Annotated in this window: 24 protein-coding genes; 13 read left to right on the top strand and 11 right to left on the bottom strand. The window is 73.2% G+C overall.

Annotated elements, in window-relative coordinates:
* The first annotated feature begins 230 nt into the window (after window positions 1-230).
* The gene (glpD, locus tag VGD70_RS12225) at window positions 231-1,949 is read left to right on the top strand and encodes a glycerol-3-phosphate dehydrogenase (protein WP_414637949.1); all 1,719 of its coding nucleotides are present in this window, start codon (window positions 231-233) and stop codon (window positions 1,947-1,949) included.
* Window positions 1,950-2,107: 158 nt separating this feature from the next.
* Here the strand turns inward: glpD and VGD70_RS12220 are convergent, their stop codons facing one another.
* From VGD70_RS12220 to VGD70_RS12195, 6 genes are all read right to left on the bottom strand, one after another.
* A complete protein-coding gene (locus VGD70_RS12220) occupies window positions 2,108-2,923 on the bottom strand; it encodes an ESX secretion-associated protein EspG (protein ID WP_331081168.1) in 816 nt (271 codons plus the stop codon).
* 13 nt (window positions 2,924-2,936) lie between these two features.
* Window positions 2,937-4,262, bottom strand: coding sequence for a PPE domain-containing protein (locus tag VGD70_RS12215; protein WP_331081167.1), 1,326 nt, complete (start codon window positions 4,260-4,262; stop codon window positions 2,937-2,939).
* 57 nt (window positions 4,263-4,319) lie between these two features.
* Window positions 4,320-4,682, bottom strand: coding sequence for a transcriptional regulator (locus VGD70_RS12210; RefSeq protein ID WP_331081165.1), 363 nt, complete (start codon window positions 4,680-4,682; stop codon window positions 4,320-4,322).
* A 168-nt stretch (window positions 4,683-4,850) separates the two neighbouring features.
* Window positions 4,851-5,303, bottom strand: a complete 453-nt coding sequence (locus tag VGD70_RS12205) for a DUF1707 domain-containing protein (RefSeq protein ID WP_331081163.1) — start codon at window positions 5,301-5,303, stop codon at window positions 4,851-4,853.
* A 64-nt stretch (window positions 5,304-5,367) separates the two neighbouring features.
* On the bottom strand, window positions 5,368-5,823 hold the full coding sequence (locus VGD70_RS12200) for a DUF1707 domain-containing protein (protein WP_331081161.1): 456 nt from the start codon (window positions 5,821-5,823) through the stop codon (window positions 5,368-5,370).
* Between the two features lie 18 nt (window positions 5,824-5,841).
* Window positions 5,842-7,611, bottom strand: coding sequence for an acetyl/propionyl/methylcrotonyl-CoA carboxylase subunit alpha (locus VGD70_RS12195; protein ID WP_331081159.1), 1,770 nt, complete (start codon window positions 7,609-7,611; stop codon window positions 5,842-5,844).
* 129 nt (window positions 7,612-7,740) lie between these two features.
* Here VGD70_RS12195 and VGD70_RS12190 point away from each other — a divergent pair, with 129 nt between their 5' ends.
* On the top strand, window positions 7,741-8,430 hold the full coding sequence (locus VGD70_RS12190; RefSeq protein ID WP_331081157.1) for a hypothetical protein: 690 nt from the start codon (window positions 7,741-7,743) through the stop codon (window positions 8,428-8,430).
* Window positions 8,431-8,586: 156 nt separating this feature from the next.
* Here the strand turns inward: VGD70_RS12190 and VGD70_RS12185 are convergent, their stop codons facing one another.
* The 4 genes from VGD70_RS12185 to VGD70_RS12170 all read right to left on the bottom strand — a co-directional run bounded on the left by VGD70_RS12185 (window position 8,587) and on the right by VGD70_RS12170 (window position 12,736).
* Window positions 8,587-9,210 (bottom strand): nucleoside triphosphate pyrophosphatase, encoded by a 624-nt coding sequence (locus tag VGD70_RS12185; RefSeq protein ID WP_331081155.1) that lies wholly within the window; start codon window positions 9,208-9,210, stop codon window positions 8,587-8,589.
* Between the two features lie 11 nt (window positions 9,211-9,221).
* Window positions 9,222-10,826, bottom strand: a complete 1,605-nt coding sequence (locus tag VGD70_RS12180; protein WP_331081153.1) for a DHA2 family efflux MFS transporter permease subunit — start codon at window positions 10,824-10,826, stop codon at window positions 9,222-9,224.
* A 63-nt stretch (window positions 10,827-10,889) separates the two neighbouring features.
* Window positions 10,890-11,102: an acyl-CoA carboxylase epsilon subunit gene (locus VGD70_RS12175; protein WP_331081151.1), complete on the bottom strand. Its 213-nt coding sequence runs from the start codon at window positions 11,100-11,102 to the stop codon at window positions 10,890-10,892.
* Window positions 11,099-12,736 carry an acyl-CoA carboxylase subunit beta gene (locus VGD70_RS12170; RefSeq protein WP_331081149.1) on the bottom strand — a complete coding sequence of 546 codons (1,638 nt, stop codon included), beginning with the start codon at window positions 12,734-12,736 and terminating at the stop codon, window positions 11,099-11,101. The genes VGD70_RS12175 and VGD70_RS12170 overlap by 4 nt, the downstream gene beginning before the upstream one ends.
* Window positions 12,737-12,890: 154 nt before the next feature.
* Between VGD70_RS12170 and VGD70_RS12165 the strand changes: the two genes are divergently transcribed.
* The 9 genes from VGD70_RS12165 (at window position 12,891) to VGD70_RS12125 (ending at window position 19,935) form a co-directional block, all read left to right on the top strand.
* Window positions 12,891-13,718: a biotin--[acetyl-CoA-carboxylase] ligase gene (locus tag VGD70_RS12165; RefSeq protein ID WP_331081147.1), complete on the top strand. Its 828-nt coding sequence runs from the start codon at window positions 12,891-12,893 to the stop codon at window positions 13,716-13,718.
* 84 nt (window positions 13,719-13,802) lie between these two features.
* The gene (locus VGD70_RS12160) at window positions 13,803-14,369 is read left to right on the top strand and encodes a PH domain-containing protein (protein ID WP_331081145.1); all 567 of its coding nucleotides are present in this window, start codon (window positions 13,803-13,805) and stop codon (window positions 14,367-14,369) included.
* A 1-nt stretch (window position 14,370) separates the two neighbouring features.
* The gene (locus VGD70_RS12155) at window positions 14,371-15,312 is read left to right on the top strand and encodes a hydroxymethylglutaryl-CoA lyase (RefSeq protein ID WP_331081143.1); all 942 of its coding nucleotides are present in this window, start codon (window positions 14,371-14,373) and stop codon (window positions 15,310-15,312) included.
* Window positions 15,313-15,315: 3 nt separating this feature from the next.
* Entirely contained in the window at window positions 15,316-15,867 is a 552-nt protein-coding gene (locus tag VGD70_RS12150; protein ID WP_331081141.1) for a GNAT family N-acetyltransferase, read from the top strand.
* Window positions 15,864-16,472 carry an adenosylcobinamide amidohydrolase gene (locus tag VGD70_RS12145; RefSeq protein WP_331081140.1) on the top strand — a complete coding sequence of 203 codons (609 nt, stop codon included), beginning with the start codon at window positions 15,864-15,866 and terminating at the stop codon, window positions 16,470-16,472. The genes VGD70_RS12150 and VGD70_RS12145 overlap by 4 nt, the downstream gene beginning before the upstream one ends.
* Before the next feature lie 90 nt (window positions 16,473-16,562).
* Window positions 16,563-16,997 (top strand): YbaB/EbfC family nucleoid-associated protein, encoded by a 435-nt coding sequence (locus tag VGD70_RS12140; protein ID WP_331081138.1) that lies wholly within the window; start codon window positions 16,563-16,565, stop codon window positions 16,995-16,997.
* Window positions 16,994-17,326: a hypothetical protein gene (locus VGD70_RS12135; protein WP_331081136.1), complete on the top strand. Its 333-nt coding sequence runs from the start codon at window positions 16,994-16,996 to the stop codon at window positions 17,324-17,326. The genes VGD70_RS12140 and VGD70_RS12135 overlap by 4 nt, the downstream gene beginning before the upstream one ends.
* Window positions 17,327-17,329: 3 nt before the next feature.
* Window positions 17,330-19,654, top strand: coding sequence for a TNT domain-containing protein (locus VGD70_RS12130; RefSeq protein WP_331081135.1), 2,325 nt, complete (start codon window positions 17,330-17,332; stop codon window positions 19,652-19,654).
* Window positions 19,651-19,935: a hypothetical protein gene (locus VGD70_RS12125; protein WP_331081133.1), complete on the top strand. Its 285-nt coding sequence runs from the start codon at window positions 19,651-19,653 to the stop codon at window positions 19,933-19,935. The genes VGD70_RS12130 and VGD70_RS12125 overlap by 4 nt, the downstream gene beginning before the upstream one ends.
* On the opposite strand, the gene hisN is transcribed toward VGD70_RS12125, so the two are convergent.
* Window positions 19,932-20,714: a histidinol-phosphatase gene (gene hisN, locus VGD70_RS12120; RefSeq protein WP_331081131.1), complete on the bottom strand. Its 783-nt coding sequence runs from the start codon at window positions 20,712-20,714 to the stop codon at window positions 19,932-19,934. The two genes, VGD70_RS12125 and hisN, sit on opposite strands and share 4 nt — an antisense overlap.
* 32 nt (window positions 20,715-20,746) lie before the next feature.
* On the opposite strand from hisN, the gene VGD70_RS12115 reads away from it, so the two are divergent.
* Together VGD70_RS12115 and VGD70_RS12110 are read left to right on the top strand one after the other, a co-directional pair.
* Window positions 20,747-21,406: a response regulator transcription factor gene (locus VGD70_RS12115; protein ID WP_331081129.1), complete on the top strand. Its 660-nt coding sequence runs from the start codon at window positions 20,747-20,749 to the stop codon at window positions 21,404-21,406.
* A 4-nt stretch (window positions 21,407-21,410) separates the two neighbouring features.
* Entirely contained in the window at window positions 21,411-22,706 is a 1,296-nt protein-coding gene (locus VGD70_RS12110; protein ID WP_331081128.1) for an ATP-binding protein, read from the top strand.
* The last annotated feature ends 8 nt before the right edge of the window (window positions 22,707-22,714 follow it).

Genomic DNA, 22,714 nt, shown 5'->3' with positions numbered 1-22,714 from the left:
CTTCGTACCGAAGTGGGTAGGCCACCGTGGCCTGGAGGGTGGGGCGCCGGTGCCTACCCTGAGCGAGGTCGGACGCTACGGTACGCAAGGTCAACTTGTCCAGGTGTACCGGATGCCCGCGAAACGCGCCTGGTGAGCGGTTGGCCGGTAGCGTGGATCGCGTTCGGGCCGGTAGTACCCGAGGAGGCGCCGTGACCAACCGCAGTACGCCCGCCGCGCACCATTCCACACTGGACACGATCAGTGGCCGGTTGGGCACCGAGGAGCGCGCGGAGGCCTGGGAGCGGCTGAGCTCGGAGACCTTCGACCTGGTCGTCGTCGGCGGCGGAGTGGTCGGCGCGGGCACCGCGCTCGACGCCGCCACCCGCGGGCTGCGGGTGGCGCTCGTCGAGGCGCGTGACCTGGCCTCCGGCACGTCGAGCCGGTCCTCGAAGCTGTTCCACGGCGGGCTCCGCTACCTCGAGCAGCTCGAGTTCGGGCTGGTGCGCGAGGCGCTGCGGGAGCGGGAGCTGATGCTCACCAGGCTCGCGCCGCATCTGGTCAAGCCGGTGAGCTTCCTCTACCCGCTCACCCACCGGGTGTGGGAGCGGCCCTACACCGCGGCCGGGCTGTTCCTCTACGACAGCATGGGCGGCGCGCGGTCGGTGCCCGGTCAGAAGCACCTCACCCGGGCGGCCGCGCTGCGGATGGCGCCCGCGCTCAAGCGGTCCGCGCTGATCGGCGGCATCCGCTACTACGACGCCCAGGCCGACGACGCCCGGCACACGATGACCGTCGCCCGCACCGCGGTGCGCTACGGCGCGGTCCTGCGCACGTCGACGCAGGTCGTGGGGTTCACCCGGGAGGCCGACCGGGTGTCCGGTGTGCGGATCCACGACGTCGAGAACGGCCGGGAGACCGAGGTCCAGGCCAACGCGGTCATCAACTGCACCGGGGTATGGACCGACGAGCTGCAGCGGCTGTCCGGTTCCCGCGGGCGGTTCCGGGTGCGGGCCAGCAAGGGCGTGCACATCGTGGTGCCGCGGGACCGGATCGTGTCGGAGACCGGGCTGATCCTGCGGACGGAGAAGTCGGTCCTGTTCGTCATCCCGTGGCGCAACCACTGGATCATCGGTACCACCGACACGGACTGGAACCTCGACCTCGCGCACCCGGCGGCCACCAAGCACGACATCGACTACCTGCTCGAGCACGTCAACTCGGTGCTGGCCACGCCGCTCACGCACGAGGACATCGAGGGCGTGTACGCGGGCCTGCGGCCGCTGCTGGCCGGCGAGTCGGAGGAGACGTCGAAGTTGTCCCGCGAGCACGCCGTGGCGCGGGTCGCCCCCGGCCTGGTCGCGATCGCGGGCGGCAAGTACACGACGTACCGGGTGATGGCCGCCGACGCCGTCGACGCGGCGTCCGCCGACCTGCCGGGCCGGTTGCAGCCCTCGATCACGGACAAGGTGCCGCTGCTCGGGGCCGATGGGTACCACGCGCTGGTGAACCAGGTGGACCAGCTGGGGGCGCGGCACGGGCTGCATCCCTATCGGGTGCGGCACCTGCTGGACCGGTACGGGTCGTTGGTGCACGAAGTTCTCCAGCTCGCCGACGGGCGGCCGGAGCTGTTGCGCCCGCTGGCCGCCGCGCCGGACTATCTCGCCGTCGAGATCGTCTACGCCGCCTCTCATGAGGGGGCCTTGCACGTCGAGGACACTCTCGCGCGGCGGACTCGGATCTCCATCGAGTATCCGCATCGGGGGGTGGACTGCGCTGCTCAGGTCGCTTCTCTGATGGGGGAGGTTCTGGGGTGGGACGAGGCGACCATCTCGCGGGAGATCTCGGTGTACACGGCTCGGGTCGAGGCGGAGCGGGACTCGCAGACCCAGCCGGACGATCTTGCGGCGGATGCTCGACGGGCTGCCGCGCCGGAGGCTCGGCCCGAGTTGCTCGAGCCTGTCGTCTGACTCTTGCTCGCCGGGCCTTCGTGCCGGGTTGTCCACAGGCTGCCGCCGCGGGCGCCGTTTTTTGTCGGTGGGCGTCCGTAGGATGGATCTCGGGGGGCCGGAGGCCACGGCCCGGGTGGGTGGTCGGCTCCGTGGCGGCCTTGGCACGCCTACTTGGGTCAGGCATCGCGTTGCGGTAGTTGCTCCTCGTGCAGGTCCGTCAGGTGCTGGAGCATCCGCCGCGCGTCCGCCGGCGAGATCGTCGTCCAGGGCTCCACACCCTCGGCGTCCCGGCGGACCTGTAGGTAGCGGCCGGCCTTCGTGTCGAAGAAGCTGATCACTCGATTCGCCCGCACTCTGCGGCCCCAGCGATCTCTCGTCGCGGTGCCGAACTGGCCCTGGTTGATCACGTCGCCGATCATCTCCACCAGGTGGCCGGCGTCCGCGGACCTGACTCCGTGGGAGCGGAGGGCGGCCTCGAACTTCGTGCGGTCGGCGGCCTCGTGAGCCGCTGCCTCGAAGTCCTCGGTGCGCAAGGTGATCGACTGGCCCGGGCCGGCCGGGGCCGGCGGCAGGACCGACAACGCATGCCGGGGCAGGCCCGTCGCGTCCGCCGGGCGCAGGGTCAGCTCGTCGCCGGACATGGTGGCCAGGACCGCGTCATCACCAGTGGCCGCGCAGAAGAGGCGGACCTGGCGGCCGAGCCACAGGCGGCCGTCGATCTCGCGTTCGGGGCGCCGCAGCAGGTACAACAGGCGCTCCAGCAACGGATCGAGCGAGACCGGGCGGCCCAGGCCACGACTTTCCAGACCGTCCCAGGCCTCGCGGACCAGCGCCGCGCGCTCGGCGTCGGTCCGGCCGGGGGACGGGACGCGGAGCACCAACGGCATGGCGTCCAGCGCGCAGTGCTCCCAGAGCACGTCGAACTCCAGCGCGGTGATCGTCACCGGCTCGGGGGTGTCAGCCTGGCCGAGCCAGGAGAACGGTGCGGTCATCTGGTCCAGGCGGTCAGCGGGTGGGGCCGTCGCCGATCACGTTGGGCGGCAGCTTGTGCTCCTCGCCGAGAATAGACACCGACTCGGTCACCTGCTCGACTTCCCGGAAATCCCTGCGCCGCTTCGGCGCCTGGCCGACCACCGGCTCGTCGACCTCGCCGAACCACTGGTTCGACCCGATCGCGTCCATGCCGAACCGGCGCAGCGCCAGCCTGTCCTGGCCACCGCCGACCGGCGCACCCGCGGCCGGCGCCATCGGCGCGCCGGCCTGGTGCACGGCCGCCTGGCTCGCCGCGGCGGCCTGGAGGTCGCCGGCGGGAACGCCCATGCTCGTGGCACCCGTCCGCGGCGAGGCACCCGACGAGCTGCCGCCACCCGGCGCGCCCGAGTTGCCACCGGCCGACGACCCGCCGCCGGTCGAGGAGGACGAGCCGCCGGAGGAACGGTTCGACGAGCGCTGCTGCGAGCGGTCGCCCGTCGACGCGAACAGCGGGGCCGCGCCGCTGAACCTGCCCGGCGCGGGGGCCGGCGCGGACGGCGCCGACGGACGCCGGCCGACCTCGGGCTCGGTCCACGGCGCGGACGCGCCACCGGTGCCCCAGCCACCACCCCAGCCGCCGCGACCACCACCGTGGTTGCCGTGGCTCTCGCCCGGCCACGAGCGCGGGGTCTCCTGCTGCTGCGGCCGCCAGTCGGTGATCGCCGACGACGCGTGCGTGTGCTGGTTGCCGATCCCCTGGCCCTGGTGGATCTCGTCGCGGTGGATCAGCTCCGGTGGCGCCCCGAACACGGCCAGCGCATCGGTAGTGGTGTTCGTGTTCAGCTCGTAGGCGGCCATCACCTCGAACGCCCGCTCCTCGGCGGAGGACGCGGTGGCCTCGGCGCCCTCGAGGTCGGTCTGCGCGGCGGCCACCTGCACGGCCGGCGCGATCGTCGGGTCCGGCTGGGCGGGCGGCACGTCCTCGGGTGCGGGCATGTCGGCCCGGGCGCGCGCGATGTGCTCGGCCTGGTTCTCGACCGCGGTGCGCATGCCGGCCGCGTCCGCGCTGGTCTCCGTGGCCCACGTCGCGGTGGTGGACAGCCGGTCGTAGGCGGCGCCGGCGGCCCGGCCGGCCCAGCTCGCGCCCGCCTGCTCCAACGCCTTCTGCAGGTCCTGGCCGATCTCGGTGAGCGTGGTCGACAGCTCGGCCCAGCGCCGGGACGGCTCCGCCGACGCGGCCGCGCCCGGCCCGTCGTGCAGCAGCAGGTACAGCTCCTTGTGGGTGTGTCCACGCCAGCGGGCCGCCTCCACCGGCTGACCGCTCGGCCGGCTCCCTGGCTGCTCAGTCGGTTGAGTCACTGGGTACGTCCCTCGTGTCCGTCGCGCCTACTGGAGTTGCCTGCCCCGCCAACGGGATCAGCCCGTCTTGTTCACGCCGCTCCGGCCGTCCTGGTCGACCGCGCTGTACTGCTCCGCCGTCTTGTCCAGGTTGGCGACGGCCACGTTCAGCTGCTCGCGGTAGGCGCGCAGCGAGTCGACGGCCGACTCCACGGTGTCCACCGACCGCTCGTTGAACAGCGCCGCCGCGTCCTGGCTCACCGGGTCCTTCGCCCACGCGGTGACCCGAAGCTCGTGCTCCGCGACCGTCAGCTGCTGGTCGACCCTGGCCAAGGCGTCGACGAACGCGTTGCGCAGCAAGGGAACCGCGTCCGGATCGATCTGGAGGATGCTGCTCCGGCTGTCGCCATGACCATGACCGCCCCCGTGCTCGCCTGCCACGCCGCCCTCCAACCAAACCTGCCTGTGGTCAGTCAAACCTTATCCGCTACGGATGCTCGGATTCGACGGTTCACCTGATTTTTGTGAGATCTTTTTCAGAGTTTGGCAAGGGCGCGCAGGGGCCACAATCCGCCGATCGGCCCGTTCGGTTCCCAGTTGGTAGCGCTTTCAGTAGCGCTCGTCGCGCCACCGGCCGTGCATGCGCCGGCGGTGGTCGCGCCGCCGCTGGTCATCGCGCCAGCGGCCGCTCTGGACGGCGAAGAAGATGAACGGGATGAGGAAGAAGAACGGCAGCTTGATGAGGAAGACCAGGCCGAGCACCAGCATGACGCCGGCGACCGGCAGCAGTACGGGGGCGACCTTCTGGGCGAACGACACCGTGCGGGGGACCGCGGGTGCCGGGAGCTGGGCGGGCTTGCCGAACGTGGGCCGCGGCTCGGGCAGGTCGCCGAACAGCTCCAGCACCTCGCCGCGCGTCTTGGCGGCGGCGACCTTGGCGGTGCGGTCGCCGTACTCGTCGATGTCGAGTCGGCCGGCACTCATGTGCTCGCCGAGCTTGCCCAGCGCGTCTTCCCGCTCGGTATCACTCACCCGGATGTCGGATCGCTGGTACTCGGTCACAACTCGATGGTACGGCCGCTCCCGAGTAGCCAACCGTGAGTTGTGTCCTGAGCTGAGGAGATTCTCAGTCGTGGGGCTCGTCCGAGGGCTGTGGCTCGGCCGGCTGGGTCATCAGCGCCACGCCCAGCACCATCGCCAGCACGCCGGCCCCGACCACGATCAGGAACGTCCACCACAGGCCCATCGCCGCGGTCAGCACGATCGCGATCGGCAGGCCCACCAGGAGCGACAGCACGCCGATGACGTCCATGACATGGCTCGCCCGGGTGCCGACCCGCCCGCCCGGCCACTCCGGGTGCACCAGGGCGAGCGGCCGTGGCGTCACCGCGAGGCTGAGGTCGGGATGAGGTGAGGGCAGGTCGTCGAACAGGGCCTCGATCTCGGCCCGGGTGCGGGCCTCGATCGCGTGCTGGCGGCGCCGTTCGTAGTCGGTGAGGCTCAGCCGCCCGGTCGAGTGATGCGCACCCAGCGCCGCGACGGCGTCGTCACGCTCGGCCGAGCTGACCCGGATCTCAGCCAAGCGACCTCCCGGACGGCCTCAGTCCTTGATCTCGCAGAGCATGCTGCCCTGGGTGACCGTCTCGCCGGTGCTGACGGCGAGTCCCGTCACCGTCCCGGACTTGTGGGCGGTCACCGGATTCTCCATCTTCATCGCCTCGAGCACCACGATCAGCTCGCCGGACTCGACCTGCTGACCGTCCTCGACCGCGATCTTGACGATGGTGCCCTGCATGGGCGCCGTGACCGCGTCGCCGGAAACCGTAGTGGACTTTCCGGCGCCCCGCTTCCGTGGCTTGCCCTTGCCGGCCGAGCCGCCGGCCGCCGCGGGTGCGCCCACCGCGAGCCCGCCGGGCAGCGACACCTCGAGGCGCCGGCCGCCGACCTCGACGACCATCGTCTGCCGCGGCTCCTCCTCGGGCAGCTCGGCGCCGTCGGTGAACGGGGGGATCCGGTTGTCGAAGTCGGTCTCGATCCAGCGCGTGTGCACCGAGAACGACGAGCCGTCGCCGACGAACGCGGGGTCGCGCACGATCGCCCGGTGGAACGGCAGCACGGTGGCCATGCCGTCGACGACCATCTCCTCCAGGGCCCGCCGGGACCGCTCCAGCGCCTGGGTGCGGTCCTCACCGGTGACGATGACCTTGGCCAGCAGCGAGTCGAACTGGCCGCCGATCGCGGTGCCCGACTCGACGCCGGTGTCCACCCGCACGCCCGGCCCGTCCGGCGGCACGAACCGGGTGACCACGCCCGGCGCGGGCAGGAAGTTGCGGCCGGCGTCCTCGCCGTTGATCCGGAACTCGATGGAGTGCCCGCGCGGGGCCGGGTCCTCGGTGAGCCGCAGCTTCTCGCCGGCCGCGATCCGGAACTGCTCGCGCACGAGGTCGACGCCCGCGGTCTCCTCCGACACCGGGTGCTCGACCTGCAGGCGGGTGTTGACCTCGAGGAAGGAGATCGTGCCGTCCACGCCGACGAGGTACTCGACCGTGCCGGCGCCGGAGTAGCCCGCGGCGAGGCAGATCGCCTTGGCCGAGGAGTGGATCTGCGTGCGCTGCGCGTCGGTGAGGAACGGCGCGGGGGCCTCCTCGACCAGCTTCTGGTGCCGGCGCTGCAGCGAGCAGTCGCGGGTGCCGACGACCACGACGGTGCCGTGCTTGTCGGCCAGGACCTGGGCCTCGACGTGCCGGGGCTGGTCGAGGTAGCGCTCGACGAAGCACTCGCCGCGGCCGAACGCCGCGACCGCCTCGCGCACCGCGGAGTCGAACAGCTCCGGGATCTCCTCGAGCGTGCGGGCGACCTTGAGGCCGCGGCCGCCGCCGCCGAACGCCGCCTTGATGGCCACCGGCAGCCCGTGCTCCTCGGCGAACGCGACGATCTCGTCCGGCCCGTCGACCGGGTCCTTGGTGCCGGGCACGAGCGGCGCGCCGGCCCGCATCGCGATGTGCCGGGCGGTGACCTTGTCGCCGAGGTCGCGGATGGCCTGCGGGCCCGGGCCGATCCAGGTGAGCCCGGCGTCGAGGACGGCCTGGGCGAAGTCCGCGTTCTCGGAGAGGAAGCCGTAGCCGGGATGCACCGCGTCGGCGCCGGCCCGCCGGGCGACGTCGAGGAGCTTGGCGATGTCCAGGTAGCTCTCCGCCGCGGTGGACCCGCCGAGCGCGAACGCCTCGTCCGCCAGCCGGACGAACATCGCGTCCCGGTCGGGGTCGGCGTAGACCGCCACGCTCGGCAGCCCGGCGTCCCGGCAGGCGCGGATGACACGGACGGCGATCTCGCCGCGGTTGGCGATCAGGATCTTGCTGAGCTCGGGCACGCCCTTCTCCTCATCGATGCCGGGACGCTGTACACCTGGTACTTCTGGGGGAGTCTACGGACAGGACGCTGGAGCGGGACCGAGAGCAACCTCACGCGGACGAGGGACGGGTGGCGGACGGTGGCGGGAGTGCGCAGACCGTGGGCGATCATCGTGGTCGTCGTGGTGTCCGCGCTGGTGGCGGCCGGCGCGTTGGTCACGGCTGCCCAGGTCGGGAAGCGCCCGCCGGCCGCGCCGACCGCCTCGCCCACGCCGACCACACCCGACGTCGGCGTCGACGGGTGCAAGGTCGACCCCTGCCAGGTACTCGCCACCGCGCCGGTCGCGGGCACGACCATCGAGCTGCTCGCCGACCGCGGTGCCCGGTCCGGCCGGCTGCGCATCGGCGGGCCGGGGTCGAGCTCGGTGATCGAGGCGACGGTCACCGAGCTGGGCGTGACGCTCACGCCGGAGTCGCTGCAGTGCCTGGCCGGGTCGCTGTCGGCCTGCCTGGTGCGTGGCGCCTACGACGGCGGGCTCGCCGGGCAGGTCGTCGTGGGGCGGTCGGGGAAGTGGAGCTCGCTGCTCAAGCCGTTCGTGTCCGACGCGGGGTACCTCGCGCTGGCCGAGGTCACCGCCGACGTCGGCCCGGAGCTCGTCGCCGTCCAGCACCACTGCGACCGGGCGTCGACCCCGGACTGCACGCGGACGCCGGTGTTCGCCCAGGTCTTCTCGACGACCGGGGCGGTGCAGGGGTGCACCCGCGACTACGACTCGCTCGAGCGACTGCCGGGCTACCCGGCCGTCGAGGTGCGCTCGAACCACCTGTCCCCCTGCTAGCCCGCCTCCCCGGGATTAAAAGTGTGCGTTGCGTCCCGGCGAACAGTGCGGGTATCGAGGTGGATGGTGGCTGGGTGCCGTCACGGTCCCCTGAGGTTCCGGTGGTCGGCGCAGGACTTCACACGATGATCTACGAGACAGGCCTTAGCCCCGCTGCTAGCCCCGTTGCCACAGGTCTACGACCGAGACGCCGATCTCGAGCAGCAGGCGGCGGGTCAGCGGCAGGCTGATGCCGATCACGCTCGACGGGTCGCCGTCGACGCCGTCGACGAACCAGCCGCCGTAGCCGTCGAGGGTGAAGCCGCCGGCCACGGCCATCGGCTCGCCGGTGGCGATGTAGGCGTCGATCTCCGCGGGGCTGGGCTGGCCGAAGCGGATCGTGGTCTGGGCGGTGCCGCTCGCGACGCCGCCCAGCGCGCCGCCCTGGATGCGCAGCACCGCGTGGCCGGTGAGCAGCACGCCGGTGCTGCCGCCCATCATCACCCAGCGCTCACGCACCCGCTCCGGGCTGCCGGGCTTGCCGACCAGCAGGCCGTCGTGGGCGAGCATCGAGTCGCAGCCGACGACCACCGCGTCCGGGACCTCGTGCGCGATCGCGGCGGCGACGGTCTGCGCCTTCGCCTCGGCGAGCGCGGCCACCAGCCGCTCCGGTGAGGCGCCGGGCATGGACTCGGCCAGCGCGTCCTCGTCCACGCCGGACACGTACTGGAGCGGCTCGATGCCGGCGGCCCGGAGAACCTGGTACCGGGCGGGGGACTGCGAGGCGAGTACCAGCTGCACGGGCGGTGACCCTAGCCGACTTTCTCCTTCGAACGGGTGAGCCGCGGTACGCGGATCCCTGTCGCCGCAAGCATCCCGAGCACCAGCACCGCGATCGGCAGGACCAGGCTCGCCTTCGCCGCGTTGGTGAAGCCGACGTGGAAGACGTCGGTGACGATCCGGCGGACGATGTCGGCGACGTCCGGGTCGAGGTTCGACGGCACCGGCGGGGCCGTCGAGTCGAACTGGCTCGCCGTGTTGGCCGCGTCGGTGATCCGCTCGACGAACTCCTCGCGGTAGCGCGGCGGCAGCCGCTCGGCGTACCGGCGGGCCGCGTCCGGCACCGCGAACGCGACGCCGACCTGCAGCAGCATCCCGACCGCCGCGCTGCCGAGCACGCCGCCGACCTGCCGGGAGGTGTTGAACACCCCCGACGCCGAGCCGATCAGCTCGCCGGACAGGCGCGCGGTGGCCGCCGCGGTCAGCGGCGCGTAGACGCAGCCGATGCCCACCCCGGCCACGACGAGCCCGGGGATCAGCGCGACCGGCTCGGTCTCCGGCTCGGCGAGCCACGCCAGGAACCCGGTGCCGGCGGCGAGCATGAGCAACCCGGTGATGATCAGCGTCCGCGCGCCGACTCTCGTCCACACCGCGCCGACGACCATCGCGACGATGCCGGCGATCACCGCCATCGGCAGCGCCAGCGCGCTCGACCCGAGCGCCGAGAGGCCCAGCACGGTCTGCAGGTAGAGCACCAGCGGCAGGAACATCCCGGTCGTGGCGAAGCCGAGCGCGGCGTGCACGAGGTTGGCCGAGCCGAAGGTCCCGTCGGCGAACAGGCCGTTCGGCACCAGCGGCTCGACGTCCGTGCGGGCCCGGCGGAACCACAGCTGGCGCCACGCGAACAGGGCCAGCAGCAGCACGCCGAGCAGGATCAGGTGCAGCACGGTGACCGGCCCGAACACCGGCCCCCAGTGGTAGTGCTGCCCGTTCTGCACGCCGAACACCAGCGCCAGCAGGCCCAGCGAGCACAGGACGGCGCCGGGCACGTCGAACCGCAGGTGCCGGCGCGGCTGCCAGTCGGGGAGCGCGACGAGCGCGATCGCCAGGCTCGCCACGCCGATCGGCAGGTTGATCAGGAAGATCCACTGCCAGCCCACGTTCTCCACGAGGAACCCGCCGACGACCGGCCCGGTGATCGTCGCGACGCCGGCCACCGCACCCCACACGCTGATCGGCAGCCCGCGCCTCTCCGGCGGGAACAGCCGGGTGATGAACGACAGCGTCTGCGGGGTCATCGCCGCGGCGCCGAGGCCCTGCACCGCGCGGGCGGCGATCAGCATGCCGGGCGAGGTGGCGAGCCCGCTCCACAGCGACGCGCCGGTGAAGATCACGAGGCCGACGACGAGGACGCGCTTGGGCCCGTACCGGTCGCCGAGCCGGCCGGTGAGCAGCAGCGGGACCGTGTTGGCGAGCAGGTAGACGCTGTTGACCCAGACGACCTCGTTGAGGTTGGCGTGCAGCCCGCCGAGCATGGCCGGGATCGCGACGGTGACGATGGTCGAGTCGAGCATGATCATGAAGAAGCACGCGCACAGCGCCCACATGGCCGTCCACGGGCTGCGCAAGCTCGTCATGCTCCTCGTGATCCCTTCCGTCCGGCGGTTCGCCGGCCGGTCGGGGAAGTGTGCCGGTCGCGGTCAGTAGGCCGACGCGCGCCACGCCCCGGGCCCGCGCCGCAGCTCGGCACGCACCAGCGAACCCCGGTCCGACCACCGGGACCGGCCCGCCGGTTCCGCCTCGGCGCCACGAACCGCCCCGAGCGCGACGACGGCCGCGGTGAGCGCCGCGACCTCCACGTCGTCCGGCGCACCCCGGACGATCCGCAGTACAGGCCTGGTTTCCTCGCTCATAGGGGAATGTTCCCGTGCTTCTTGGGCGGCAGCGACTCGCGCTTGTCGCGGAGCAGCCGCAGCGCCCGGGCCACATGGCCGCGGGTGTGCGACGGCGGGATGACCGCGTCGACGTAGCCGCGCTCGGCCGCCACGTACGGGTTGCACAGCGCGTCCTCGTACTCCTGCTGCAGGCGGGTGCGCAGCGCGTCGACGTCCTCGCCGTCGTCGACGGCCCTCGCGAGGGTCTTGCGGTGCACGATGTTTGCCGCGCCCTGGGCACCCATGACGGCGATCTGCGCGGTGGGCCAGGCGAGGTTCATGTCCGCGCCGAGGTGCTTGGAGCCCATGACGTCGTAGGCGCCGCCGTAGGCCTTGCGGGTGATCACGGTGACCTTGGGGACGGTGGCCTCGGCGTAGGCGTAGATCAGCTTGGCGCCGCGGCGGATGATGCCGTTCCACTCCTGGTCGGTGCCCGGCAGGAAGCCGGGCACGTCGACGAAGGTGAGCACCGGCACGTTGAACGCGTCGCAGGTGCGGACGAAGCGGGCGGCCTTCTCGGAGGCGTTGATGTCGAGGCAGCCGGCGAACTGGGTGGGCTGGTTGGCCACGATCCCGACGCTCGCGCCCTCCACCCGCCCGAAGCCGACGAGCACGTTGGGCGCGAACAGCGGGTGGACCTCGAGGAACTCGCCGTCGTCGACGATGCGGGTGATGACCTCGTGCATGTCGTAGGGCTGGTTGGGCGAGTCGGGCATCAGCTCGTCGAGCTCGCGGTCGACGTCGGTGATCGAGTCGGCGACCGCGCCGGTCTCGGTGAAGCCCTCGAAGATCGGCGGGTCGGACATGTTGTTCGAGGGCAGGAACGACAGCAGCTCCTTGGTGTAGGAGACGGCGTCGTCCTCGTCGGCGGCCAGGTAGTGCGCGTTGCCGGACTTGGTGTTGTGCGTGCGGGCGCCGCCGAGGTCCTCGAAGCCGACGTCCTCGCCGGTGACGGTCTTGATGACGTCCGGGCCGGTGATGAACATGTGCGAGGTCTGGTCGACCATCACCACGAAGTCGGTGAGCGCCGGCGAGTACACGTGCCCGCCCGCGTTGGCGCCCATGATCAGCGAGATCTGCGGCACGACGCCGGACGCGCGGGTGTTGCGGATGAAGATCTCGCCGTAGAGGCCGAGCGAGACCACGCCCTCCTGGATCCGCGCGCCGCCGCCCTCGTTGATGCCGATGATGGGCCGGCCGGTCTTCATGGCGAGGTCCATGACCTTGACGATCTTCTCGCCGTAGACCTCGCCGAGCGCGCCGCCGAACACGGTCACGTCCTGGCTGAACACGCACACGGGCCGGCCGTCGACGGTGCCGTGCCCGGCGACGACGCCGTCGCCGTAGGGCCGGTTGTTCTCGAGCCCGAAGTTGGTCGACCGGTGCCGCGCGAGCTCGTCCAGCTCGACGAACGACCCGGGGTCGAGCAGCGCGTCGATCCGCTCCCGGGCGGTCTTCTTGCCCTTGGCGTGCTGCTTGGCCACGGCCCGCTCGGAGCCGGCGTGCACGGCCTCGTCGGTGCGCCGGTAGAGATCGGCGAGCTTGCCGGCGGTGGTGTGGATGTCCGGCTCACCGGCGGGCGGCTCACCGAGTGATGCGGTCGCACTGCTCATGTCATGTCCTCCGACTCGCGAGCCTAGCCAGTGGTCCCCGACCCCGACGCGTTGCTTAGGTCACTGCGCCGGCCGCACCGATCGTCCTCGACGATCACCGGAAGGCCGGCGGAGACGACCTGTTCACCAACTGTCGTCCCGGTAGGTTGAGCGGGTGACCGGACATGACGAGTTGGACGTGCTGGCCCTTCGGGAGCAGCTGGTGGCGCCGAACGGTCCCTACGCGGCGCTGGACGTCGTCGCGAGTACCGGGTCCACCAATGCCGATCTCCTCGCCGCGGTCCGGGACGGGGCCGCGGACCGGACCGTGCTCCTCGCGGACACGCAGACCGGCGGGCGGGGCCGGCGCGACCGGCAGTGGGTCTCGCCGCCCGGGACCGGGGTCTACCTGTCCGTGCTGCTGCGGCCCTCCGCCGTGCCGGCCGCGCGGCTGGGCACGCTCGGCATGGTCGCCGGCCTCGCGCTCGTGCACGCCGCCAAGGAGGTCGCCGGCGTCGCGGCCACCCTCAAGTGGCCCAACGACCTCATGATCGACGGCGCCAAGTGCGCCGGCATCCTGTCCGAGGCCACCCCGGACGGCGCCGCGCAGGCCGTGGTCGTCGGCATCGGCGTCAACGTCAGGGCCCTCGACGAGGACATCCCGGCCGGGCCGGGCGGACTGCCCGCCACCTCGCTGGAGCAAGCCGGCTCCACCGCCGGCCGCACCGCGTTCGCCGCCGGGTGGCTGCGGGCGTTCGTCGAGCTGGAGGCGGCCTGGCGGCTGTCCGACGGCGACGTCGAGCGCAGCGGCGTGCTCACCGGCTACCGCGAGGCCTGCGGCACCATCGGCCAGCGGGTGCGCGCGGAGCTGCCGGACGGCTCGGCCCACCTCGGCGTCGCGGTCGACGTCGACACCGACGGGCGGCTCCTGATCAAGCTCGACGACGGCACGGCCACCCCTCTGGCCGCGGGCGACGTGGTCCATCTGAAAAACGAGGCCTGAGCTTTACCGGTCCGGGCGCCCGGACGCTTGCCTCGCCGGTACGGTTACCGCGTCACATCGGCGAGGCGCTTACGGGAGGACGCCGTGCCCTATCCAGATGATCTGCTCAGCGACGGCGAGCGCGTCATTCTCCACAAGCACTCGCACTGGAAGATGCTTCTGGTGCCCTATCTCGTGCTGATCGTCACGCTCGCGGTCGGCATCTGGCTCGCCATCCTGGTTCAGGACCAGTCCTGGAACATGGTCGCCTGGATCGCGATCGCGGTCATCGGCCTGGCCATCCTCAGCTGGCTGTTCTTCGTGCCGTTCATCCGCTGGCGGACCACCCACTTCATCGTCACCACCGACCGCGTCATGGCGCGCGAGGGCGTGATCAACCGCACCGGCATCGACATCCCGCTCGGCCGCATCAACAGCGTCCGGTTCGAGCACGGCCTGGTCGACCGCATCTTCGGCTGCGGCACGCTGATCATCGAGTCGGCCTCGCAGGAGCCGCTGGAGTTCGACGACATCCCCAAGGTCGAGAAGGTCCACACGCTGATCTACCGCGAGGTCAACGACAACCCGCACGACGACTTCGGCCGCGGCAGCCAGCAGTACCAGCAGGGCACCCAGCCCTACCCGCCGCAGGGCGACCCGCGGGGCCGCTGAGTTGACCGCGCGGGAGCTCGGGCTGCCGGTCCGGGTGCCGGCCGACGGCCTGCCGGACACGGTCACGATCTGGGAGGTCGGGCCGCGCGACGGCCTGCAGAACGAGTCGGCGGTCGTGCCGGTCGGGGTGAAGCTCGAGTTCCTCGACCGGCTCGCGGACGCCGGCCTCACCACCATCGAGGCCACCAGCTTCGTGCACCCCAAGTGGGTGCCGCAGCTGGCCGACGCCGAGTCGCTGCTCGCCGGACTGTCCATGCGGGACGGTGTGCGCTACCCGGTGCTGGTGCCCAACGAGCGCGGGCTCGACCGCGCGCTCGCGGCCGGCGTGCGGCACATCGCCATCTTCGGCAGCGCCACCGAGACCTTCGCCAACCGCAACCTCAACCGCACGCTCGACGAGCAGTTCGCCATGTTCGACCCGGTGGTCTCCCGCGCCGTGGCCGAGGGGCTGGACGTGCGCGGGTACGTGTCGATGTGCTTCGGCGACCCGTGGGAGGGCGCGGTCGACCCGGCAGCCGTCGTCTCGGTCGGCCGGCGGCTGCTCGACCTGGGCTGCTCGCAGCTCTCCCTCGGCGACACGATCGGCGTGGCCACCACGGGCCAGGTCGCCGCGCTGCTCGGTCTGTTCGGCGCCGCGGGCGTGCCGATGTCCGCGCTGGCGGTGCACTTCCACGACACGTACGGCCAGGCGCTCGCCAACACGCTCGAGTCGCTGCGGCACGGAGTCACCACGGTCGACTCCTCCGCCGGCGGACTCGGCGGGTGCCCGTACGCGGAGTCGGCCACCGGCAACCTGGCCACCGAGGACCTGGTCTGGCTGCTCGACGGCCTCGGCGTCTCGACCGGCGTCGACCTCGACAGGCTCGCCGACACGAGTGCCTGGCTCGCCGGCACGCTCGGCCGGCCGAGCCCGTCCCGCGTGGTGCGCGCCCTGCGCGGCTGACGGGTGGACATCGTCGAGCTGACCCCGCGGACGTGGCCGTCGCTGGAGACGTTGTTCAGTGCCAACAAGACCGTCGGCGGCTGCTGGTGCACGTGGTTCATGCGGCCGCACGCCGAGGTCCGGTCCGGCTGGGGCGCGGGCAACCGCTCGTTCCTGCGCGAGCGGCTCGGCAGCCCGCTCGGGCTCCTGGCGCTCGACGGCGACGACCCGGTCGGCTGGGTCGCGGTGGCCCCGCGGTCGGCGTACCCGCGCCTGGCGACGTCGAAGATCAGCGCGTCCGACGCCGGCGCGGGGACGTGGTCGGTGACGTGCTTCTTCGTCCACCGCGGCGCCCGTGGCCGCGGGCTCGCCGCCACGCTGCTCTCCTCGGCCGTCGACTTCGCCGCTCGCCGGGGCGCCGACGCGGTCGAGGGGCACCCGGTCGACACCGAGGGCGCCCGGCGCTCGTCGGGCGACCTCTACCACGGCACGCTCGACATGTTCCTCGCCGCGGGCTTCACCCTCCTCGACCGGCGCGGCACGCGACGGGCGTTGGTACGCAAGGAGATCCGGTGACACCCGAGCTGGCCACCGTCGCCGGCGACGCGGTGCTGGTGTGGCGGCTGCCGGCGCCGATGCTGGCCGTGTCGTCGGGCTCGCTGGGCGGCGGCCTCGGCCTGCGGCGGTGGGTGGTGAACGCGTCGGTCTCCCACGCCTACGACCGGCAGGACCCGGACGTGCACCTGGCGGAGATCGCCGCCGCGCTGGGCCTGACGGGTGCGGGCACCGGGTTCCTCACCGCCGTGGACGTCCGCGAGGTGGTCCACCGGTCCGACGGCGAGGTGCACGCGTCGGTCACCACGGGCATCGGCGCCCACCCGACGTGGGCCGCCGCGCCGGCCGAGGTAGCGCTGCCGGGCCCGGGAACGATCAACGCGGTGTGCCTGCTTCCCGTTCGGCTGTCCCCCGCCGCGCTCGTGAACGCCGTGGCCACGGTCGCGGAGGCCAAGGCGCAGGCGTTGTGGGAGGCGGGCGTGCCCGGCACCGGCACGAGCACCGACGCGACGGCGATCCTGTGCCCGCCCGAGGGCGCCGCGGAGCCGTTCGGCGGCCCTCGCTCGCCGATCGGTGGCGCGCTGGCCCGCGTGGTCCACGCTGCGGTACTCGCCGCGCTCCGGTAATAACGAACCGAAACCCACGGGAACCGGCTCGCCAGGACACGCGTCCAACACGAGACCGACGACCATGCCGTCACCCCACCGGAGGTAGCCGTGGAGGCTGACCACCGAGCCCAGGTCGAGGAACTGCTGGCGGGCTACCGCCGCAGCCGGGATCAACTCGGCGCCGTGCAGCGCAAGCTCGCCGCCATCCAGGAGTCGGCCGCCAGCGAGGACGGGCTGGTCACCGTCACGGTCGGGGCCACCGGGCAGCTCGTCGGGCTGGTCATCGTCGACAACGCCTACCGGCAGCTGCGCCCGCACGAGCTGGCCCGGACCGTCGTCGCGCTCACCGCCGCCGCGGCGGCCAAGGTCGGTCGCGCGGCCGGCCAGGCCCTCGCGCCCGTGCTGCCGCCGGACACCGACCCGGAGGCGTTGCTGCGCGGCACGGCCGATCTCACCCCGGCGGAGCTCAAGCCGGAGCCGCCGGATGCCGAGGAGACCTTCGAGGATCTCAGCTGGATGCGGGCCGGGGGTAAGCAGCGATGAACGACGGGTACACCGCCGACGCCGAGCGGCTGGCCACGGAGGCGGGCCAGTTCGACGGGCTCGCCGGCCGGGTCGGCGCGATCCACCGCACGCTCACCGAGACGCTCGCCGAGAACGGGCGGTGCTGGGGTGCCGACGCCGTCGGCCAGAGCTTCGGGTCCGCGCACGCCGGGCCGGCCGACGCCACGGTCACCCAGCTCGGGTCGCTGCCAGAACAGCTCGGCGGGGTCGGCGCCCGGTTCGCTGGCACGGCCGCCCAGTACACCAGCGACGACCAGGGCGGCGTCGACCGGCTGCGGGCCGCCGGCCCCGACATCGCCGAGGCGTAGGCCATGGGTATCGAACTGCCCCCCGAGCTCGCCGCCGTCGCCACGCAGGCCGGCGTGGCCTGGCCGCAGGCCGACGAGGAGGCCATGGCCCGCTCGGCCCAGGCCTGGCGCGACGCGGCCACCAGCATGACCACGCTCACCACGGACGCGGACACCACCGTCCGCACCGCGCTGGGTGCCGTCCAGGGCGACACGGGCACCGCCGCCGCGCAGCACTGGCAGGCGTTCGTCGAGCCCGACTCCGGGCACCTCACGGGCACCGTCCGCGGTATGAACGACGCCGCCGACCGCCTCGAGCACGCGGCCAGCCAGGTCGGCACGGCCAAGGTCGAGATCGTCCGCAACCTGGTCGCGCTGGCGCAGAACTCCGACGCCGCGCACACCGCCGCCGCGGCCGGCCACCCCACGGCCCTGGCCGGCCTGGACACGGCGATCCGCGGCACGTCCGCGAACGTGGCCCACATCGAGTCGAACCTGATCAGCGCCGTGCAGCCGGCCACCGGGGTCGACATGGCCGCGGTCCAGCCGCCGGTCAACGCCAACCCCGGAACGCACGGCCCGAGCCTGCTGAGCGGCGTGTCGACCCTGGCCACCGACACGGTCGCGGGCGCGCCGGACCTGGTCGGCGCGGGCCAGGACCACGGCGGCCCCGGCGCCCACGGCGGCCCGGGCACCCACGGGGGAGGAAACCTGCTCGGCGACACCGTGCGAGGCGTCACCAACGTGGTGGACAGCACCACCCACCACGCCACGAACCTCGTCGACAGCACGACCCAGGGCGCCACCGATCTGGTCGGCGGCGGTCACGGTGGCGGTCACGGTGGTCATGGCGGCAACCCGGTGGGCGACACCGTCCGCGGCGTCACCGACGTCGTCGACGACACCACTCGCGGCGCCACCGGCCTGGTCGGCGACGGCCCCGGCGGCCAGGGTGGCCAGGGTGGCCAGAGCGGTCACGGTGCCAACCTGGTCGGCGACACCGCGCGCAACACCGGTGACCTGGTCGGCGGCCACCCCGGCACCCTCGACCCGGCCCGCCCGGACCCCGGCGGCCATCCGGACGTCACCGGCCCCGTCACCATCGGCGACGGGCCCGGCCGCGGCGACAACCCCTGGAGCCCCGGCGGCGACTTCGTCGACAACCGCCCCACCCCGCCCACCGGCCAGACCGTCCAGGCCGGGTTCGCCGGCGTCGATGTGGCGCCGGCCGGTGCCGGGCCGGCGGCCGGCCTGCCACCCGTCGCGCCGCCCGTCGGTGGCGCACCCGCGCCCGGGTTCGGCGGCGGTCCCGCGTTCGGCGGCACGCCGGGGTTCACCGGCGGCCCCGGGTTCACCGGCGGCCCGGGTTTCACCGGCGCACCGGCCGTGCCCGGCGGCATGGTCGGCGGCGCCCCTGCGCCCGGCGGCGTGGCACCCGTCGGTGGTCCGGCACCCGGCGTCGGCGCGGCACCCGGCGGCGCGGCCGCGGGTGGCGGCCCGGCCCGGCCGGTCGACCGGCCGCTCGTCCGCCCCGCCGAGGTCCCCCTGCCCGAGCCGCGCAAGGGTGCCTACAGCGCGGCGGTCCCACCCGCGCCCGCGCAGCCCGCGGCGGCACCCGCCGCCGCGCCGGGCCGTGAGCGCGACCAGGCGCTGGCGTTGTTCTGGGTCCACATGTTCCCGATCGGCCACATGCCGGTCGCCGCGGCTCGGCCCGCTCGGCAGCTGCCGCCGCCACCGCCGGAGCTCGACTACGCCCCCGGCCTGCGCTTCGAGCCGGGCGACCACCCGCGGTCGGATCTCGTCGACAGCGCCGGGCGGCGGGCCGCCTTGCGCGAAGGCGTGTCCCCGCTGGTGCCCTCCGACGCGCTGCCCGCGGACGCGCCGCAGGTCACCGCGTTGGCCGAGGGCCACGACCCGCTCGGCGGCGAGCACGAGCGCGACTGGGACCGCCGGTACCTCGTGCGCTTCGGCAGCGTCACCGCGCAGGGCATCAGCCGCGACGGCGTGGAGTTCGCGTGGCCGCCGGGCGAGCAGTACCCCGAGGGCGGCAGCGCACCGGGCGAGCCGGAGGTGCTCGAGGAGGGCGCCGAGCTCGACCGGTTCGGCCGCTGGGAGGGCCGGGTGTTCGCGGCCGCCGGCACGCCGTTCGCGCAGCGCTCGCTGCCGCCGGCGCACCTCGAACACGGCTACCGCCGGTACCGCGCGCTGCGGCCGCTGCCGGTGTGGCGCGCGGTGTCCGCGGCCTGGTTCGCCCAGACCGGCGGCGGCGTGCGGTACCGCACCACGCACTCGGCTCTGGAGCTCGTCGCACTCGGCTACCTGGCCGACGTCACGCAGGAGGAACGATGAACGCCGAGTCGATCACCGAGTGGCTGACGGCGGTCGGCGTCCCGACGGCGATCGTGTCGGTCGGTGTCGAGGCCGACAACTCGTGGTGCCTGGTCCGCGACGAGCACCCGGACGAGGAGGGCGGCTACGGCTGGGAGGTGTTCTGGCGCGAGCAGGGCAACCGCTACGACTGGGCCCGGTTCACCAACGAGCAGGTCGCCTGCCACTACCTCTTCGGCCGGCTCGCGTGGGCCCAGGTCGTCCGCGGCGCCGTCGGCCTCCTGCCGGCGCCCGCCGTCTAACCGTTCAGGATCGCCAGCGCGGCCTGGTGCAGGCGGCCGTTCGTCGCCAGCGCGGTGCCGTGGTCGAAGCCGGGCTTGCCGGACAGGTCCGTGAACTCCCCGCCCGCCTCGGTGACGACGATCTGCACCGCGGCGAGGTCCCAGGCGTTCGCGATCGGCTCGGCCGCGATGTCGATGGCGCCCTCGGCCACCAGGCAGTGCTGCCAGTAGTCGCCGAACGCGCGGGTCTCCCAGCAGGCCTCCGCCAGCGCCAGGTAGCGCTCCCGCGAGTGGTATTGCGTCCAGGCGTTCACGTCCGTGGTCGACAGGTACGCGTCCTCGAGCGAGGCGACCCCGGACACCCGCAGCCGGCGCGGCGCCTCCTCGAGGAAGGTGCCGAACGCGCCGCCGCCCGCGCAGGCCCACCACCGCCGCCCGAACGCCGGCGCGCTGACCACCCCGACCACCGGAAGGCCCTCGTCGACCAGCGCGATCAGCGTCGCCCAGGCCGGCCCGCCGCGCAGGAAGTTCTTCGTCCCGTCGATCGGGTCGACGATCCACGTGCGTCCCGCGCCGAGCGTCCCGCCTCGCTCCTCGCCGAGAATCGCGTCGGCCGGCCGCTCGTGGGCGAGCACGGACCGCATCGCGTCCTCGACCGCGGTGTCCGCGTCGGTGACCGGCGTGCGGTCCGGTTTGCGGTCCACCACCAGGTCGGCGGCACGGAACCGCGCCCGGGTGATCTCGTCGGCGGCGTCGGCCAACCGCAGGGCGACGGAGAGGTCGTCAGCATGGCTCGGCATGCCGGCATGCTGTCACGCCTAGTCTTAACGGCGTGAGCGTGGTGCTGTTGGCCGAGGACGACGCGGCGATCGCGGATCCGCTGTCCCGAGCCTTGAATCGGGAGGGGTACGACGTGCGCGTCGTGGTCGACGGCCACAGTGCGTACGAGTCGGCCAACGGGGGCGGGGTGGACCTGCTCGTCCTGGACCTCGGGCTGCCCGGGATCGACGGCCTGGACGTCTGCCGGCGGCTGCGAGCGGCCGGGCGTGGCATCCCGGTCCTCATGCTGACCGCGCGGGCCGACGAGGTCGACTTCGTCGTCGGCCTCGACGCCGGGGCGGACGACTACGTCGCCAAGCCGTTCCGGCTGGCCGAGCTGCTCGCCCGGATCCGCGCGCTGCTGCGGCGCCAGGCTCCGGGCACGGTCGAGGTCAACGGCGTGCGCATGGACCTGGCCGCGCGGCTGGTCATCGTCGACGGCGTCGAGGTCACGCTCGCCAACAAGGAGTTCGAGCTGCTGCGGGTGCTGATCCAGCGTGCCGGCCAGGTCGTCACCCGCGAGGAGATCCTCGACGAGGTGTGGGGCGGTCCCGAGCTCAAGACCAGCAAGACGCTGGACATGCACATGTCGTGGCTGCGCCGCAAGCTCGGCCACGGCGCGGGCCGGATCGCCACCGTGCGCGGTGTCGGGTTCCGGTTCAACGCCGAGTAAAGCCGTGCGCCGTCGCATCCTGCTGGCGATCCTGCTGGCCGTCACCGTCACCGCGTGCCTGCTGGGCATCCCGCTCGGCTATACGGCGACGGCCATCGTCGAGAGCCTGACCAGGGACAACCTCGCCGGCCGGGTCCGCCAGATCGCGGCCACCCTGGACGACGAGGTCGCGAACGGCCGCGACCTCGACCTCAACCGCGTGCAGCTCGCCGTCCCGCCCGGCGGGCACCTGCTGGTCACGCTGCCCGACACCGGGCAGCGGCTCAGCCTCGGTCCGGAGCTGCAGAGCGACACGGTCACCGAGGAGGTGCCGATCGTCCAGCACGGCACCGTGCGGCTGTCCATCGACGCCGCGCCCATGCGGACCAGGCAGACGCAGGTGGCGCTGCTGGTCGCGCTGGTGGTGGTGGCGACGATCGCGATCGGCTTCGTGGTCGCCAGTGTCACCGCGCGCCGGCTGGCCCGGCCGCTCAGACACGTGGCCGAGCGCGCGTCCCGGCTCGGCGCGGGCGACTTCCGGCTGGATCGGACCCGGTACTACGTGCACGAGCTGGACATGGTCGCGGAGGCGTTGGACGCGTCCGCCACCGCGCTGGCGCAGCTCGTCCAGCGGGAGCGCGAGCTGGTCGGCGATGTCTCGCACCAGCTGCGCAGCCGGTTGACGTCGCTGCAGCTGCGCATCGAGGAGCTGACGGTGGTGCCGGACGAGGCCATCGCCCACGAGGCGAGGGCGGCGCTGGAGCAGGCCGAGCGGCTGGCGGACGTGCTGGACGAGCTGATGGCCGCGGCGCGCGAGGCCAGGGCCGTCGGCGCCGAGCCGGTCGACCTGGGCAGCGAGCTGCTGGGCATAGCCGACGAGTGGCGGGCCCCCCTGCGCGCCGAGGGTCGTTCCCTGAAGCTCAAACTCCAGGACGGCCTCTGGGGGAAGGTCTCCCCGGCCCGCCTGCGCGAGGTGATCGGTGTGCTGCTGGACAACGCCCTGCGGCACGGCTCGGGGACGGTGACCTTGGCCGCCCGCGGCGACGGCACGGGCGCGACGGGCCCGTCGGTGGTGATCGAGGTGTCGGACCTGGGCGCCGGCGTCCCCGACGAGCTGGCAGAACACATCTTCGAACGCGGCGTCTCGGGCGGCGGCTCCACCGGCCTGGGCCTGGCCCTGGCCCGCGCCCTGATCGACTCGGACGGCGGCCGCCTGGAACTCTCGACGAAACGGCCCGCGACGTTCACGGTGTTCTTGCCGGTCCCAAGAGCAGGAGACGTCCAAGGCGTCCGCTGGCCCGCCGAACGCTCCCCCCGCTGACCCTCAGC

The organism is Actinophytocola sp., assembly GCF_036402745.1.
GTDB lineage: Bacteria > Actinomycetota > Actinomycetes > Mycobacteriales > Pseudonocardiaceae > Actinophytocola.
This window is presented reverse-complemented; position numbering and strand designations above follow the sequence as displayed.